This window comes from Leifsonia naganoensis (genome assembly GCF_013410615.1).
Taxonomy (GTDB): domain Bacteria; phylum Actinomycetota; class Actinomycetes; order Actinomycetales; family Microbacteriaceae; genus Leifsonia; species Leifsonia aquatica.
The window spans coordinates 290,824-307,049 of the sequence record NZ_JACCHJ010000001.1 but is presented as its reverse complement, the minus strand read 5'-3'; the positions used below and the strand labels follow the sequence as shown (position 1 = coordinate 307,049).

The following is a 16,226-nucleotide window of genomic DNA, read 5'->3' as shown; positions in this document are numbered from 1 at the left end:
TTTCGATGATGAGAGGAATGGCCTTGAAAGCAAGACTGAGACTGAGCAGGGCGACCACCACAATCGTCGGTGTCGCGGCGCTAGCGGCCTCATTGCTGGTCGGTGGCGCCGCGAATGCTGCGGTCGTCGGTGACGACGACACGTTGTCGGGGGGTGTCGTGTCGGACGGTCCCGGCCCTGACACCGTCCAGTTCCCCGATGGAACCTACGTCGAGTATCCGACGGGCTCTCTGACGATCACGCGCACGGTGACGGGGACGTCGACCGAGCTTCCCGACGGGACGACAATCGACGTTCGTAACGCGGGCGCAGGTGGCATCACCCCGCCGGCTGTCTACCCTCCGGTGACGATCTGGTACTCCCGTGCAGCGGTTGAGGAGATGTGGCGGGCGAAGAACAACATCAACAATGTCTGCCGGGTCCTGCCGCTGTCATTCTTCGCCTCGCTCGGGTGCAGCGCGCCCGGCAATCTAGCTGACGCGTTGGACCAGGCTCACTACCAGCAGAAGCGGATCAAGGCTCTCTACTACCAGTGCATCGGCGCCACGTACTGCAGCTACTACACCTACACGGTCGCCGCGTAAGGGCCCCTGGGCTGCCAGAATCGACTCCGGCGGCCCTGCCGGTAGTGAGTCAGGAGAGCTCGTGCAGTATCGGATCACCTCACCTCAGGGCAAGGTCACGTACGTGGTCGTGGGGTACGTGGTCGCGTTGACCGCCGCGGTGGTCGGGGCGTTGGCGGCGAGTCCGGCGGTCGGAGTGGTGGTGTATTCCGTCGTCGTCGTGCTCCTCGTCTGGTGCGGGACCCGCCTGTTCCGAGGCGAGGGCGAGGACCCGAACGGGACGCGACCGATGTGGCGCATGACAGCACGACCCACGGCCGGCTTCGTGTTGGCGATCCTCCTGATCCTGCAGGCCGCGTCGACGGCGATCAATGCTGCATCGGCGCAGCGGCTCGCCCCTCTGTACGTCGTCGCCGTGGTGCTCTCCCTCGGATTGGCCGCGGCCTATCTCAACTCCTCACTCCGGCTTCGGCGCACGACGTAGCGAAGACGAGCAGACCCTAACGCCCCACCGCCAGCAACGGTCGCGCCGCCGAGAACGCGCACGCCCCGGCGATGGTCGCGGCGATCGCGATGGTGAGCGCCATGCTCAGGGCGGTCGTTCCGCCGAGCGCGGCGAGCGGGCCGACGATGGGGCCGACGGTGAAGGTCACGGTGCCGAGCACCGCGGCGGCCGTGCCCGCGCGCATCCCGTGGCCGTTGAGTGCGAGCGCCGTGCCGTTCGGTCCGCCGACGCCGGAGGCGAAGAGGAAGCAGGCGAGTGCCGTCAGCACGCCCGCGACGCCCCAGCCGAGGAGCACCCCGGCCAGCAGCAGGAGCGCGGCAGCGACGGCGGCGACCTGCCCGATCAGGTACAGCCGCGCGGGGCCGAGGCGGCGGACGAGCACTCGGCTGAGCTGGGCGCCCGCCAGGTTGGCCAGGGCGTTGAGGGCGAAGAAGAGGCTGAACTGCTGCGGGCTGAGGCCGAACTCGTCCTGCAGCACGAAGCTCGACATCGAGAGGTACCCGAAGAATGCGGCCCCACCGGCCGCCGCGGCGATGACGATGACGAGGAAGAGACCGTCGCGCGAGAGCGCCCGGAAATCGGCGGCCGTCCGACGCAGCCCGCCGCCGTGCCGCAGCCCCGGCGGCAGGGTCTCGCGCAGGCCGGTGAGCGCGAGGATGAACAGTGCGGCGCCGATCCCGGCGAGCACTCCGAAGATCCCGCGCCAGTCGAGCACGAGGGCGAGCGCGCCGCCGATGACCGGCGCGATGATCGGGGTGGAGGCGCTGACGAGCGCCAGCAGCGACAGCATCCTGGACAGCTCGACGCCGCTGTACATGTCGCGCGCGACCGCCATCGTGATGACGAGCCCGGCCGACCCCGCAAGCCCCTGGAGCAGGCGAGCGACCAGCAGCACCTGGATGGTCGGGGCGAGCGCGCACACCAGCGACAGGATCGCGAACAGCGCGACCCCGACCAGCAACGGCCGGCGCCTCCCGAACCGGTCGGAGAGCGGACCGGCGACGAGCTGGCCCACGCCCAGCCCGACCATGCAGACCGACATCGTCGCCTGAGCGAGCGCGTCGCTCGTGCCGAGTCTGCCGGCGAGCTGGGGGAGCTGCGGGAGGTAGAGGTCCATCGACAGCGGGCCGAACGCCTCCAGCACGCCGAGCACGAGGATGCTGCGCCGCACGCTCATCACGGGGCCGGCAGCACCAGGTGCAACGCCCGCGCCGGAGGCGGAGGCCGCTCCCGCGTCGACGCCCGGCAGCCCGCTCACGGCAGCCGCAGCACGCGCCGCACCCAGCTGTCGCGGGCGTCGAGCGCGGCGCGGGAGACGATCGCGTCCGGCGAGAAGCCGGAGAAGCCGTGGTACGCGCCCGACCAGACGTGCAGTTCGGCCTCGCCTCCCGTCGCCCAGATGCGGCTCGCGTAGTCGATCGACTCGTCCCGGAAGACCTCGGCGGCGCCGACCTCGACGTACGTGGGCGGCAGCCCCGAGAGATCGGCGGCGCGGGCCGGAGCCGAGTACGGCGAGACCCGGTCGGTGAAGCGATCGGAGCCGAGGATGGCGTCCCACGCGGTGTCGTTGTTGTTGCGGTCCCAGGCGCCGATGCCGTCGTACTGACGGCTCGACGGCGTGCGGTTGCGGTCGTCGAGCATCGGGCAGTTCAGCAGCTGGCCGGCCAGAGCCGGGCCTCCGCGGTCGCGCGCCATCAGCGCGACGGCCGCCGAAAGACCGCCGCCCGCGCTCGCGCCCGAGACGAGGAGGCGGGCGGGATCGATGCCCAGCTCGTCGGCGTGCTCCGCCATCCACACCAGCGCGGCGAAGCAGTCCTCGCCCGCGGCGGTTCCGGGATGCTCGGGCGAGAGCCGGTACTCGACGGCGACGCCCACGACGCCGTGCCGTACGGCCAGGTCGATCAGCTCGCCCGTCCCGAAGAAGCGCGTGCCGAGCACCTGCCCGCCGCCGTGGATGCCGAGCACACCGGGCGCGCCGGGCGCGGCATCCACGGGCCGGATGACCGTGACGGCCACCTCGGGCGCACTCGCGGGACCGGGGATGACGCAGTCCTCCCACGTGACGGGCGCGTCGGCGACCTGCTGCTCGACGGGCGGGATGATCGTGGCGAAGTGCGCGCGGTTCGCCAGGATCGTGTCCTCGCGCAGGGGGATGCGCTCGACCAGGTCGAGGAAGGCGGCCAGGCCGGGTTCGAGCTCCCGGTCGTACGGCACGGGAGGCGGTGCGGCGGTCATCAGAGGCCCAGCACCCGGCGCAGCCAGGAGAAGCGCGCGTCGAGCGCGGCCCGGGTCAGCTCGCTCGCGGGAGCGTACATGTCGAAGCCGTGGAAGCCTCCCGACCACACGTGCAGCTCGGCCGCGCCGCCGACCGCCCAGATGCGGGAGGCGTACTCGACGTCCTCGTCGCGGAACGGCTCGGCCGCCCCGACCTCGATGTAGGCGTGCGGGAGGCCGGAGAGGTCGTCCGCACGGGTCGGCGCGGCGTAGGCGGGGGCTTCGGCGCTGAACGCCAGCTCCTCGCCGAGCACGCACTCCCACGCGAGCAGGTTCGCCTCCCGCGTCCAGGTGCCGATCCCGGCGTACTGCAGGCTGGAGACGGTCGTGTTGGTGTTGTCGATCATCGGGCACAGGAGCAGCTGGCCTGCGAGCGCGGGGCCGCCGCGGTCGCGGGCGAGCAGCGAGATCGCGGCGGCGAACCCGCCGCCCGCGCTGCCGCCCATCACGACGATGCGGTCGGGATCCGCGCCGAGCTCGCGGGCGTTCGCGGCGAGCCAGACGAGCCCGGCGTAGCAGTCCTCCACGCCGGCCGGGTACGGGTCCTCGGGGGCGAGGCGGTACTCGACGTTCACGGCGATCACTCCGAGCTCGTCGACGAGCTGCACCAGGCGGCCCGTCTCCCAGCTGCGGTGCCCGACGATCATGCCGCCGCCGTGGATGTTGTAGAGCACGGGCAGCGCCGGCTTGGTCGCGTCGTGGCCGCGCGGGGTCAGCACCGTGATCTCCAGGTCGGGCGCACCGGCCGGGCCGGGGATGACGCGGTCGTGCGCGTCGATCGGGAGGTCGCCGATGACCTCCTCCGTGCTCGGGAAGGCCGTGGCCGCCCCGTCGCGGGTGAGCGGGATGGTCTCCCGGCTGAGCGCGGGCTGCGGGTCGGCGGCCATCGCGTCGAGCACGGGGGCGATGTCGGGGTCGAACGGGACGGGGATCATCGGTGACTCCTCAGCGGTGGTGGGTGGATGGAGGGTGTGGCGCGGAGCGGCTCGGGGCTCAGGGGCCCTCGGGGTCGACCGCATCCCGGTCGGCCCAGAACGGCGCGACCCGCTCGCGGATGACGTCGGCGCCGATCGTCTCGAGCAGCGCGACGGCCTCGAGGTTGGCCTGCACCTGCTCCAGCCGGCTGGCACCGAAGAGGGTGGTCGCCGTGGCGGGGTGCGTCAGCGTGAACGCGACGGCGAGCTGCGCCGGGGTCGTCCCGAGGTCGTCCGCCAGCGCGACGAAGGCGGGCACGTCGGCGACGATCCGCTCGCGCACCGCACCCGGGTCGCGGCCGACCTCGCGGCCCGGCGTGGTGTTGCCGGCGAGGATGCCGCCCTCCATCACGTCCGACGCCTGCATCGAGAGGCCCTGCTCCCAGAGCCGGGCGAACGGGCCACCATCGGGGATGGAGCGGCGCGCGACGCTGTACTTGAGCTGCGCCAGCTGCGGGCCGGGCACCCCTTCGGCCGCCGCGATGTCGATGAGCGACTGGATGTTCGTCGCCGACCAGTTGTTGACGCCCCAGGCGCGGATGAGCCCGGCGTCCGCGAGCTGCGCCAGGTCGAGCACTAGGTCGCGCAGCTCCAGGTCGTCGCGCCGCAGGTCGCCGAGCACGACGAGGTCGGCGTGCTCGCTGCCGACGCGGAAGAGGGCGTGCTCCAGCTGGGGGCGGAAGCCTCCCTCGCCGAAGCCCTCGAGCCAGAGCTTCTCCGAGAGCAGGTAGCGCTCGCGCGGGATGCCGGCGGCGCGCACGATCGCCGAGAACAGCACGTCGGTGAAGACGGGCGGCTGCATGCCGCGGAAGCCGTAGACGCCGACGTCGAACAGGTTCACGCCGCGCTCGACCGCGAAGGAGACCATGTCGACGGCGTCGGCGAAGTCCATCCGGTCGTAGGTGTGCCAGGAGCCGAGCGCGAGCACGCTCGCCTCCAGGCCGGAGGTGCCGATGGGGCGGGTGGGGATGCGGGAGGTCACGCTGCTGCTCCTTCTGCGCTCAGCCGAGGCGCGGGTCGATGACGGCTTTGATCTCGCCGAGGGCGGCCATGGTCGCGATGCGATCCGACGCCTCGGCGAGGCCGACCGGGGCGCTGAACAGGTCGTCCCACGGCATCCGGTCGGCGAAGACGCGGAAGAAGTCGACGGCGCGGGCGTAGTCGCCGATGTCACCGTTGAGGGAGCCGACGACGGTGAGCTCCTTGCCCATGATCGCGCTGAGCGCGACGGGGTCGCCGACCGGGCCGGTCGAGCCGACGACCACGAAGGTGCCGCGCGTGGCGGCCATCGCGACGGCCTCCGGGCCCACGCTGCGCGCCCCGGCGAAATCGAGCACGAGGTCCGCGCCCGCACCGTCGGTGAGCGCGAGGACGCGCTCGATGGTCGCCTCCGATCCGCCGGCGATGTCCACGACCTCGTCGGCGCCGAACCGGCGGGCCGCCGCGAGCCGGTCGGCCGGCGCCCCGACGGTGATGACCTGGCCCGCGCCCGAGAGGTGCGCGACGGCCGTCGCGAAGATGCCGAGCGCTCCCGAGCCCTGCACGACCACGCGCGACCCGGGGCGCACGCCGCCCGCGCGGGAGAAGGCGCGCAGCACCGTCTTGGCCGCGCAGCCCGCCATCGACGCCCAGGTGTCCTTGACCTCGGGAGGCAGGAGCAGCTTGGCGGCGCCGGGCACGACGTAGGCGTGGTCGGCCAGCCCGGCGGTCGCATAGGGCGGCACGTCGGAGCGCTGCAGGAAGCCGTAGCCGCGGCGCGAGCAGTGGACCGGCTCCCGCAGCACGGTGCAGCCGAAGCACTCGCCGCAGGTCGACTCGGACCAGCCGATGCGGTCACCCACGGCGATCGGGCGGCCCAGGGCGTCGCGCGTGCCCTCGCCAACAGCGACGACCTCGCCGACCATCTCGTGCCCGAGCACGAGCGGCAGCATCCCGGGGAAGGTCATCGCGCCCGACCAGATCTCGATGTCGGTGCCGCAGAGCGTCGCGCACGAGATGCGGACGAGGGCCGCGCCGGGTTCGATCGCCTCCGGGAGGGGGAGCGTCTGCAGCGCGAGCGGCTCACCGTGCGCGGTGAGGACGGCGGCGCGGGTGGTGCGCGGGACAGTCAGGGGGATCGTCATCGATTGCTCCGGATCTCGACGCGCGGATGTCGTCGGTGTGGGTTATTCTACATACGTTGACCAAAATCGGAAGAGGGCATCCCGCCTCCCTCCGGTCGTCTCGAGGAGGAGCCGTGCATCCAGCAGCCACCCCCGACCGCAGCGCGGACCTCGTCCTGCGCGGCGGCGTCGTCCACGCGCTCGACGACGCGGGCACCACCGGCCAGGCGATCGCCGTGCGGCACGGCCGGGTGCTCCGCGTGGGCAGCGACGCCGAGGTCGCCGAGACGATCGTCCGTGGCACGCGCGTCATCGACCTCGACGGCCGCGCCGTGCTCCCGGGCATCAACGACTCGCACCTCCACGCCGCCTGGCTCGGCGCGATGTGGCCGCAGACCGTCTTCGGGCCGGGCGGGGCTCCCGACGCCGACGCGCTCGGTGCGGCCGCACCCGATGGGGCCGACCCTGCCGCTATCGAGGCGACCGGAGACCCGCACGACACCTCCGGCGCCGCCCCGCTGCTCACGACACGGAAGGAGCGCCGCTCGGCCATCCTGCGCGCGGGCGAGCTCATCGCCTCCCTCGGCATCACGAGCTACACCGAGCCCGGCCTGGGCCCTGGCGAAGACGACGGTGCGACCGGTTGCTTCGGGCAGGACGTCTTCGAGGCCTACGCCGAGCTGGAGGCGGAACGCGCCCTCACTGCGCGCGTCACCGTCCTCGGCCTGTTCGGCGTGCTCGACGGGCCCAGCTCGCTGCGGGATGTGCTCGCCGGGCTGCCCGAGCTGCGGCGCGAGACCGCGCGGCCCAGCCGGCTGCGCGTCGCCGGGGTCAAGATCTTCGCCGACGGCATCCCGCCCATGCACCAGGCGTGGACGCACCGCCGCTATCCCGACGGCACGCAAGGCGGCCTCCTCATCGATGGAGCCGATCCGGACGAGCGCGCCGCGGCCCTGCGCCGGATGATCCGGGAGGCCAACCGGCTCGGCCTGCAGGTCGGCGTGCACGCGACCGGCGACCGCACCATCGACACCGTGGTCGAGGCGGTGGAGGAGGCGCTTGCGCAGACCAGGACCGACCTCGGCCACTACATCATCCACGGCGACCTCGTGAGCCCCGATGCGCTCGCCCGGATGGCGCGCCTCGGGATGGGACTCAACGTGCAGGCCGGGATCGCCGCGCACACCGCCTCCTGGGTCGCCGCCGTGCTCGGCGACGAGGTCGCGGCCTCGGCCTGGCCGATCAGGGCGGCGTGGGAGGCCGGCGTGCCGGTTTCGCTCAGCTCGGACGCGCCCATCCTCGCCCCCGATTGGAGGCAGGGGGTCGCCGACGCCGACGCCTGGATCGGTGCGCCCGCGCCCGGTGAGGAGCGCGACCGCATGCTCGCCCTCCTGCGGGCGTACACGACCGTTCCCGCGCTGCAGGACGGCGCCGCCGGCTGGAAGGGCTCGCTCGAGCCGCGCAAGGCCGCGGATCTCTGCGTGCTGGAGGCCGACCCGCTGACCCTCGCCCCGGCCGACCTGCCGTCGGTGGGCGTCGACCTCACCGTGGTCGACGGCGACGTCGTGTTCGAGCGGGTGCCGGTCTCGTCGGTGTGACGACCGGCGCGGGGGACCGCCGGGAGGTCGCCCGTCGGAGCGGGCGACCTTCCCTCAGGCCAGCAGCTGCCCGCCGTCGACCGCGAGGCTGACGCCCGTGATGTGAGCAGCGTCGGCCCCGGCGAGGAACACCACGGCCGGGGCGATGTCGTCGACCTCCGCCAGGCGACCGAGCGGGATTCGGGACGACCAGGCGGCGCGCTCCGGCGAGCCCTCGGGCATCCCGAGCTGCAGCATCGGCGTGAGCACCGGGCCGGGGGCGACCGCGTTGACGCGGATGCCGTCGGCGGCGAGTTCGATCGCGGCCCAGCGGGTGAGGGAGTCGACGGCGGCCTTGCTCGACTCGTAGGCGCCCATGCCCGGCGTGGGCTGGCGGCCGCCGATCGAGGAGATGTTGACGATGGAGCCGCGGGTTCCGGTCGCGGTCATGTGGCGCGCGACGGCCTGGGTCACGGTGAAGGTGCCGAGGATGTTGACGCGCACGATGAGGTCGTAGTCGCTCGGCGCGAGCTCGGTGAGGCGGCCGTGCACCGAGAGCACGCCGGCGTTGTTGACGAGCACGTCGACCGGACCGTGGTCGGCGGCGACCTGGTCGACCATCGCGGCCACGGCCTCCGGGTCGGTGATGTCGACGGCCACGGCCGCCACGCCGAGCTCGCTCGCGGCGGCGGCCACCGCGTCGGCGTCGACGTCGGCGAGCACGACCCGGTCGCCCAGCTCGGCGAAGGCGCGGCCGATTCCGCGGCCGATGCCGCCGGCGCCGCCGGTGACGACGACGGTGCGGGCGGGGGAGGGGGATGCGGTCATGGCGGGGCCTCTCTGCTCCTGGCCGCGCGATCGCGGCGCGTAGTTATATTATACGAGTGTAGAAAAACCGACATCGCCCGCCCGACGCAAGGAGGCCTCGTGCCCGAGACTGGAACCATCCCCACCCGCCCGCTCGGCCCGAACGGCCCCGAGGTTCCCGTGTTCTCCCTCGGCTCCTGGAACACCTGGGACCGCATGGAGCCGGACGACGCCGTCGCGCTCATCCACCGCGCCCACGAGGTCGGCACCGCCTTCTTCGACGTCGCGCACTACAACATGGGTCCGCACGCCGAGAACGCCCGCACCGACCTGCTGTTCGGCGAGGCCGTGCGCGCCGCCGGGTTGGCGCGCGAGGACTACCTGCTCTGCGGCAAGCTCTGGCTCTGGGAGTACCCGCAGACCTCCTTCGCCGACCAGCTCGCCGTCTCCCTCGACCGCATCGGCGTCGACCGCGCCGATCTCGTCGTCGTCGGCGACTATTTCGGGGAGGTGGATGTGCGCCGGATCGTCCGCGACGTCGCCGCCGAGATCGCGAAGGGCCGCTTCGACTCCTGGGGCGTCAACAACTGGCTGATCGGCGACGTGCGCCTCGCCCTCGACGTCGCCGCGGAGGAGGGGCTGACCCCGCCGACGTTCGCGCAGCTCAAGTACGGCCTCGTGCGCCGGTCGATGGCCGAGGGGGAGCCCTACGGCGCGCTCTTCGCCGACGGGCGGCTCGCGCTGCAGGCCTCCGACGTCTTCGAGGGCGGCATCCTGGCCGGCAAGCTGGCTCCCGCCCGCAAGATCGGCGCCGACGTGGGCGGGATCCGCAAGAGCATCGTCGCCGCCTACCCCGAGGTGGAGCGGATCGCGGCCTCTCTCGACGCCACGCCCACCCAGCTCGGTCTCGCGTTCGTGCTGACGCATCCCGCCGCCGCCAACGTGCTCTTCGGCGTCAGCAGGCTCGACCAGTTCGAGGACAACCTCGGCGCCCTGGCCCTGCTCGACCGCGTCGGCGCCGACGTCATCCGCGAGCGCACCGCGCACCTCTGGCTCGACCGCGACGTCGCCCCCGACGGCACCTGGGCCCCGTAACCCCCTCGTGATTTGGCCCAAATGTCGTGAATAGCGGCGCTATTCACGACATTTGGGCCAAATCTGGGCGCTGTCAGGAGGCGCGGCCGAGCACCATCGCGCGGAGGCGCTCGATCGGCGCCTTCGGGCGGCGGTCATCGGTCACGAGACCGTTGGTCTCCTGCCCGGTGTCGGCGAGCTGGGTGTAGCAGAAGCCGGCGAGCACGGGGCTCGCGTGCGTCGCCGCCAGCAGGGCGCCGACGCGCTCGGCGAAGTCCTCCGGGCTCGTCGCCGCCGAGTAGCCCCACGCACCGTCCACCTCGTGGGCGCGGTCGACGAACGAGACGCCGCCGAACTCGGTGAGCATGACGGGCGCCTGGAGGTCGCGCTCGCCTTGGACGAGCATGCGGCGACCCGCGGGCCCGAGGCCGTCGAAGAGGGCGTCGATCGCCTCCGCCGTCCCGTATCGGGCCGCGACGACGTCGCCGGACGCCTCGTAGTCGTGGATGGAGAGGATGTCGGAGCCGACGTGCTCCCAGCCGTCGTTGGAGATGACGGGCCGGGTGGGGTCGAGGGCTTTCGTCAGCGAGACGAGGGAGGCGGCGAACTCGCGCATCCGGCCGTCGTGGGCGAGGTGCTGCACGCCCCAGCTCTCGTTCAGCGGCACCCAGGTGACGATGGACGGGTGCGAGTAGTCGCGGTCGACGATGTCGGTCCACTCGCGGACGGTCCGGTTCACGGCCGTCGGCGTGAACTCGTACGCGGCGGGCGTCTCGCCCCAGATCAGCAGGCCCAGCGTGTCGGCGAAGAACAGGAACCGCGGGTCCTCGTACTTCTGGTGAAGCCGGGCCGCGTTGAAGCCGAGGTCCTTGATGAGCTGGGCCTCCGCGCGCAGGCCCTCCACCGAGGGCGCCGCGAGGTGCGACGCGGGCCAGTAGCCCTGGTTGAGCACCGAGCGCACGTAGTACGGGCGGTCGTTGAGCAGGAACCGTCCGGCGGCCACCGCCGCGGAGCGCAGCCCGAGGTACGACCGGACGGTGTCGGCTCCGACCGAGACGACGGCGTCCACGAGGCGCGGGTGCTCGGGAGACCAGAGCAGCTCCTCGTACGCCTGCCCGTTGCGCTGCTGCGGCAGGGGAACGGTCGCCTCGACCGTCCGGCCCCCAGCGGGCACGGTGACGGAGCCGAGCGGCCGGCCCGCGTAGGTCAGGGCGATGGAGAGTTCCGCGTCGTCCGGTGCCGGGCGGTTCAGGCGGATGCGCGCCTCCACCGTGCCCGCGACGAGGTCGGGCGTCCAGTGGATGCGCTCGATCGCCACCGCGGGGGCGGCCTCGAGCCAGACGGGCTGCCAGATGCCGGTGGTGCGGTGGTACCAGATCGAGTGCGGCTCGCGCTGCCAGTCCTGCTTGCCCCGCGGCTGCGAGAGGTCGGCCGGGTCGTCCTCGGCGCGGACCACGATCGCGATGCCGGCGTCACCGGCATCCGCCCGTGCCGTGGCGAGGAGCTCGGTGACGTCGAACGAGAACGGCGACCCTCCGCCCTCGTGCTCGCCGGCGAACCGGCCGCCGACCCACACCTTCGCGCGGTAGTCCACGGCGCCGAAGTGCAGGATCACTCGGGGTGCGTCGTCGCCGGCGCCGATGGCGTCGAGCTCGGTCGCGCCGATCGCGCGGCGGTACCAGACGACGGGATGGAAGCCGGTGTCGCCGATCCCCGACGACGGCGACTCCGGAGGGAAGGGGACCACGATCTCGCGGTCGAACCGGTCGCCCGCGCCGTCGGCGAACCAGGACTGCGCGACGCCTTCGTCGGCGTCGTCGTACGCGAAGGCCCACACGCCGCCGAGGTCGCACCAGCGCTCGCGCACCAGCTGAGGGCGCGGGTAGGTTCCGTCGAGCGTGCTGGCAGGGGGAAGTGTCATGGACACCATCGTGCACTAGAAATGCAGCGCTGTAAAACAGGAAAAATCGACAACGCCCCGACGAGGGGATGACGGATCAGGCGGCCGGCGCGCTCTCCCGCGCCACGAGGCGGTGGCCGACCAGCACGTGCCTGCCCATCGAACCCAGCCCGTCGATCCGCTCCACCAGCATCGCGATGGCCTGCGTCGCGAGCGCCGTGAGGTCGGGCGCGACCGTCGTGATGCTGGGGAAGGTGACCGCGGTCATCAGCGTGTTGTCCCATCCCGTGATCGCGACGTCCTCGGGCACGCGGAGCCCCCGCTCCTGCAGTGCCCGCAGTGCGCCGATGGCGGCGAGGTCGTCGCGGCACATGATCGCGTCGATCCGCAGGCCGGCATCCAGAGCGGCACCGATCGCGGCGGCGCCGTCCACGGGCGAGATGGCGTTGCTCGGGATGAGGAGGTCGGGGTCGGGGGTGATGCCCGCGTCCTCCAGAGCCGACTGGTACCCCGCGATGCGCAGCTCCGACGTGCGCGACAGCCGCTCCGGCTCGTGTCCGGCGAAGGCGATGCGGCGGCGCCCGAGGCTCAGGAGGTGCGCCGTCGCCTCGCGGGCGGCGGCGATGTTGTCGATCATCACGCGGTCGATGCTGAGCGGCGCCGCCCCCTCGCCGAGGATGACCATCGGGAGGGAGCTCCTGGTCTGGGCGAGCTCGGCCGAGCTCATCACGCTCGGCTGGAAGATCATCCCGTCGACCATCCCGGCCTCGATGCCGGAGACGGCGGCCCGCTCGCCCTCGAGCGTCGCGTCCGTCTGCTCGAGCAGCACGCGGTAGCCCTGCTCCTCGGCCACGTCGGAGACCCGGCGGGCCAGCTCGGCGAAGTAGGGGAGCGTCACGTCGGCGAACGCCAGGGCGAGCAGTCCGGTGCGTCCGGTGGCGAGCCGTCGCCCCAGGAGGTTGGGCCGGTAGCCGAGCTCGTCGATCGCCTTCTGGACGCGCTCGCGCATCCGGTCGCTGACGTGCGGATACTCGTGGACGACGTTCGAGACGGTCTTCATCGACACCCCCGCGAGCTCCGCGACGTCCTGCAAGCGCACACCCGCCACTGCGACTCCTCTCGTCGGGGAAACTCTACTGCGCGTTCCGGTGGGCACGATCGCCGAACACCCGCAATCGCTTGACAGCAAATTTCTAGCGCTGTAAATTCAAGACGAACGCGGCCTCGTCCGCGCCTCGCGCCTGTCACTCAAGGGAGAGAAATCACATGAAGAAGCGATCTGCAGCGCGGATCCTGGCCGCCGCCGTGGTCATGGGCGTCGGTCTCGCACTCACCGCCTGCGGCAGCTCCGGCGGATCGAGCGGAGAGGTGGCGTCCGGCGACTACTCCGGGCCCCAGGTCACGGTCACCTTCTGGAACGGCTGGACCGGCGGCGCGGCCCCGGTGCTCGTCCCCAAGCTCGTCGACAAGTTCAACTCCGAGCACAAGAACATCGTCGTCAAGGACGTCCCGATGGAGTGGGCGGATCTGGCGAAGAAGATGCCGCTCGCCGTCAAGGCCGGCAAGGGACCGGACGTCGCCGTCGCGCACGGTGACGACATCGCCACCTACGCCGCCCAGGGGCTGCTCCTCAAGAGCGACTCCATCGTCAAGTCGCTCGGCTACAGCGCCTCCGACTTCCCGGAGGGCCTGATGAAGGCGGGCGAGTACAAGGGCGCCCAGTACGGCATCCCGTGGAGCGTCACCCCGCTCGGTCTCTACGTCAACAAGGACGTGCTGAGCCAGGCGGGCATCGACCCGACGACCATCCCCGCCGACAAGGCCTCGTACATGGATGCGCTGGCCAAGCTCAAGACCGCGGGCATCCAGGGCGAGTGGGTCGACGGCTACGTCTTCACCGGCACGTTCGAGTTCGAGTCGCTGCTCTGGCAGTTCGGCGGCGACCTCTTCAACGACGACGTCACGAAGGCCACCTTCAACTCCGACGCCGGCGTGCAGGCGCTCACCCACATGGTCGACCTGATCAAGGAGGGCTACAGCCCGGCCAACGTCGCGCAGGACGGCAACATCAACGCCCTGATCGCGGGCAAGACCGCGTTCAACTGGAACGGCGTCTGGCAGACCACGAACACCGCGTTCGACAAGCTCGCCTGGACCGCGGTCGCGGTGCCCCAGATCGGCACCGAGAAGGCCGTGTGGTCCTCGTCGACGCACTGGATGTTCATGAACAACAAGGGCCAGGACAAGAACAAGACCGCCGCCGCCGCGACGTTCGTCAAGTGGATGAACGACAACTCGGCCAGCTGGCCCGACACCGGTGAGCTGCCCGCGAGCAACACGGTGCGCAACGACCCGGCTCTGGTGCAGAAGTACCCGAACCTGAAGCCGTTCCTCGACGAGCTCCCGTACGCGCACTACGAGACCTCGGCCCCCGGCATCACCAGCGTCACCGCGACCGTCACCACGGCCGTCAACGAGGCCGTCACGGGCAAGAAGTCGCCCAAGCAGGCCCTCGACGACGCCGTCGAGAAGGCCAACACGCTGCTGAAGCAGAACCAGCAGACCTATGGCGAATGAGCTCGCTGTAGAGGCGGCATCCCGGCCCCGCGCCGGGGTGCCGCCTCGGCGCGCCCGGCGCAGCACCCTCGCTGCGCCGCGCCGGACGAAGACGGCCTACCTGTTCCTGGCGCCGTTCCTCGTCCTGTTCCTGGTCTTCGTCGCCGGTCCGGCCGTATTCGGCCTCTGGATCAGCCTCACGAACTGGAGCCCGTTCCGCGACACACAGCAGTTCATCGGGCTCAAGAACTACATCGACCTCTTCACCCCCGATTCGGCGACCTCCGGGGACTTCTGGCAGTCCATGGGCGCCACCGGGATCTTCACGGTCGCCAGCGTCCCGTTCCTCCTGGTCATCCCGTTGCTGATCGCGCAGCTGCTCAACCGCAAGATCCGCGGCGGCACCGTGTTCCGTGCCGTGTTCTTCGCGCCCTACGTGCTCGGCGTCGCCGTCATCGGCGTGATCTGGAAGTACCTGCTCGACACCCAGTCGGGCATCGTCAATCACGTGCTCGGGATGCTGGGCCTGCCGTCCGACATCCCGTGGACGGTCAACGTGCCCTGGGTGTGGGTCTCGCTGGTCGGTGTCACCGTCTGGTGGACGCTCGGCTTCAACACCGTCATCATCCTGGCCGGGCTGAAGGGCATCAACGCCGACCTGTACGAGGCGGCCGCGCTCGACGGCGCCGGCCCGTTCCGCACGTTCTTCAGCGTCACGCTGCCGGGACTGCGCCAGGTGATGACCTTCGTCGTCACGGTGACCATCCTCGCGTCGGCCAACATGTTCGGGCAGTCGTACATCCTCACCAAGGGCGGCCCGGGCAACCAGACCCGCACCGCGATCATGTACATCTCCGATCAGGGTCTGTCGCAGAACAACATGGCCGCGGCGTCCGCCATGAGCTACGTGCTGTTCGTGTTCCTCGCGATCATCAGCGTCATCAACTTCCGCCTGCAGCGGGAGCGCACGGAAAGGGCACCGCGTTGACGTCCCTCATCTCCCAGAAGCCTGTCGCCGGCGGCGAGGAGGCTCCGCGCACGCGACCTTCGCGGCGGCGGCGGTCACCCCGCCGGACCGCCGGCCGGGTCGTCCTGTACGTCGTGCTGGCCCTGGTCACCCTCCTCATCGTGCTCCCGCTGGTGTGGATCGTGCTCACGTCGTTCAAGACCGACAGCGACGCCATCCGCAACCCGTTCTCCGCCTTCCCCGCACCGTGGTCGATGGATGCGTACATCACGCTGGCCAGCGGGCAGCAGCCGATCTTCCGCTGGTTCCTCAACAGCCTGCTGGCGGCGACGCTGCAGACGGCCATCATCCTGGTGACCGCCTCCGCTGCCGCATACGCGCTCGCCCGGCTGGAGTTCTGGGGCAAGAAGATCGTGTTCGGCGCGATCATCGCGACCCTGCTCGTCCCGCCGGTCATCTTCCTCATCCCGAACTACCTGATCGTGCAGAACCTCGGCTGGCTCGACACCATCTGGGCCATCTCGATCCCGGGGGCGGCGAGCGCGTTCGGCGTGTTCTTCCTGCGGCAGTTCTTCATCGGGCTGCCGGTCGAGATCGAGGAGGCGGCGCGCATCGACGGCGCCGGCGACATCCGGATCTTCCTGCAGATCGTGATCCCGCTGGCGCGGCCGGCGCTGGCGACCCTCGCCGTGCTGAGCTTCCTCGCCAACTGGAACGACTTCCTCTGGCCGGTGTACGTGCTCCTCAGCCCGGAGAACCTGACGCTGCAGCCGGGTCTCGCCCAGCTCCAGGGCGCGTACTCGACGCACTTCGCGATCGTGATGGCGGGCGCGGTGATCGCCTCCATCCCGGTGCTGATCCTGTTCTCGATCGCGCAGCGCCACATCGTGGACAGCGTCGCGAGCTCGGGAGTGAAGGGGTGAGGTC

General features: G+C 71.4%; 15 protein-coding genes. 7 read left to right on the top strand and 8 right to left on the bottom strand.

Translation table 11 applies throughout. The annotated features are described in order from the left end of the window. Positions 1-17 precede the first annotated feature (17 nt). Together HNR14_RS01510 and HNR14_RS01505 are read left to right on the top strand one after the other, a co-directional pair. A complete protein-coding gene (locus tag HNR14_RS01510; RefSeq protein WP_179699491.1) occupies positions 18-584 on the top strand; it encodes a hypothetical protein in 567 nt (188 codons plus the stop codon). Between the two features lie 61 nt (positions 585-645). After that, positions 646-1,047 (top strand): hypothetical protein, encoded by a 402-nt coding sequence (locus HNR14_RS01505; protein WP_179699490.1) that lies wholly within the window; start codon positions 646-648, stop codon positions 1,045-1,047. A 16-nt stretch (positions 1,048-1,063) separates the two neighbouring features. Here HNR14_RS01505 and HNR14_RS01500 read toward each other — a convergent pair whose 3' ends face one another. Genes HNR14_RS01500 through HNR14_RS01480 form a run of 5 tightly spaced genes read right to left on the bottom strand, consistent with a single transcriptional unit; the run spans position 1,064 to position 6,439 of the window. Next, positions 1,064-2,326: a multidrug effflux MFS transporter gene (locus tag HNR14_RS01500; RefSeq protein WP_343064388.1), complete on the bottom strand. Its 1,263-nt coding sequence runs from the start codon at positions 2,324-2,326 to the stop codon at positions 1,064-1,066. Beyond that, positions 2,323-3,303 (bottom strand): alpha/beta hydrolase, encoded by a 981-nt coding sequence (locus HNR14_RS01495; RefSeq protein ID WP_179699489.1) that lies wholly within the window; start codon positions 3,301-3,303, stop codon positions 2,323-2,325. The genes HNR14_RS01500 and HNR14_RS01495 overlap by 4 nt, the downstream gene beginning before the upstream one ends. After that, on the bottom strand, positions 3,303-4,277 hold the full coding sequence (locus HNR14_RS01490) for an alpha/beta hydrolase (RefSeq protein WP_179699488.1): 975 nt from the start codon (positions 4,275-4,277) through the stop codon (positions 3,303-3,305). Before HNR14_RS01490 ends, HNR14_RS01495 begins: the two co-directional genes overlap by 1 nt. A 58-nt stretch (positions 4,278-4,335) precedes the next feature. Continuing rightward, positions 4,336-5,298 (bottom strand): aldo/keto reductase, encoded by a 963-nt coding sequence (locus HNR14_RS01485; protein ID WP_179699487.1) that lies wholly within the window; start codon positions 5,296-5,298, stop codon positions 4,336-4,338. Positions 5,299-5,317: 19 nt separating this feature from the next. Beyond that, positions 5,318-6,439 carry a zinc-binding dehydrogenase gene (locus HNR14_RS01480; protein WP_179699486.1) on the bottom strand — a complete coding sequence of 374 codons (1,122 nt, stop codon included), beginning with the start codon at positions 6,437-6,439 and terminating at the stop codon, positions 5,318-5,320. A 113-nt stretch (positions 6,440-6,552) separates the two neighbouring features. Between HNR14_RS01480 and HNR14_RS01475 the strand changes: the two genes are divergently transcribed. Further along, positions 6,553-8,016 carry an amidohydrolase gene (locus HNR14_RS01475; RefSeq protein ID WP_343064387.1) on the top strand — a complete coding sequence of 488 codons (1,464 nt, stop codon included), beginning with the start codon at positions 6,553-6,555 and terminating at the stop codon, positions 8,014-8,016. Positions 8,017-8,070: 54 nt separating this feature from the next. Here the strand turns inward: HNR14_RS01475 and HNR14_RS01470 are convergent, their stop codons facing one another. Next, positions 8,071-8,823, bottom strand: coding sequence for an SDR family NAD(P)-dependent oxidoreductase (locus tag HNR14_RS01470; RefSeq protein ID WP_179699484.1), 753 nt, complete (start codon positions 8,821-8,823; stop codon positions 8,071-8,073). A 99-nt stretch (positions 8,824-8,922) separates the two neighbouring features. On the opposite strand from HNR14_RS01470, the gene HNR14_RS01465 reads away from it, so the two are divergent. Then, positions 8,923-9,897 (top strand): aldo/keto reductase, encoded by a 975-nt coding sequence (locus HNR14_RS01465; protein WP_179699483.1) that lies wholly within the window; start codon positions 8,923-8,925, stop codon positions 9,895-9,897. A gap of 73 nt (positions 9,898-9,970) precedes the next feature. On the opposite strand, the gene HNR14_RS01460 is transcribed toward HNR14_RS01465, so the two are convergent. Then, positions 9,971-11,797, bottom strand: coding sequence for a glycoside hydrolase family 2 protein (locus HNR14_RS01460; RefSeq protein ID WP_246311504.1), 1,827 nt, complete (start codon positions 11,795-11,797; stop codon positions 9,971-9,973). Between the two features lie 76 nt (positions 11,798-11,873). Next, a complete protein-coding gene (locus tag HNR14_RS01455) occupies positions 11,874-12,884 on the bottom strand; it encodes a substrate-binding domain-containing protein (protein WP_179699481.1) in 1,011 nt (336 codons plus the stop codon). 158 nt (positions 12,885-13,042) lie between these two features. Between HNR14_RS01455 and HNR14_RS01450 the strand changes: the two genes are divergently transcribed. The 3 genes from HNR14_RS01450 to HNR14_RS01440 are packed head-to-tail and all read left to right on the top strand — an operon-like array spanning position 13,043 to position 16,222. After that, entirely contained in the window at positions 13,043-14,353 is a 1,311-nt protein-coding gene (locus HNR14_RS01450) for an ABC transporter substrate-binding protein (protein WP_179699480.1), read from the top strand. Next, positions 14,343-15,320, top strand: a complete 978-nt coding sequence (locus HNR14_RS01445) for a carbohydrate ABC transporter permease (protein ID WP_179699479.1) — start codon at positions 14,343-14,345, stop codon at positions 15,318-15,320. The genes HNR14_RS01450 and HNR14_RS01445 overlap by 11 nt, the downstream gene beginning before the upstream one ends. Then, positions 15,317-16,222 (top strand): carbohydrate ABC transporter permease, encoded by a 906-nt coding sequence (locus tag HNR14_RS01440; protein WP_218874949.1) that lies wholly within the window; start codon positions 15,317-15,319, stop codon positions 16,220-16,222. The genes HNR14_RS01445 and HNR14_RS01440 overlap by 4 nt, the downstream gene beginning before the upstream one ends. The last annotated feature ends 4 nt before the right edge of the window (positions 16,223-16,226 follow it).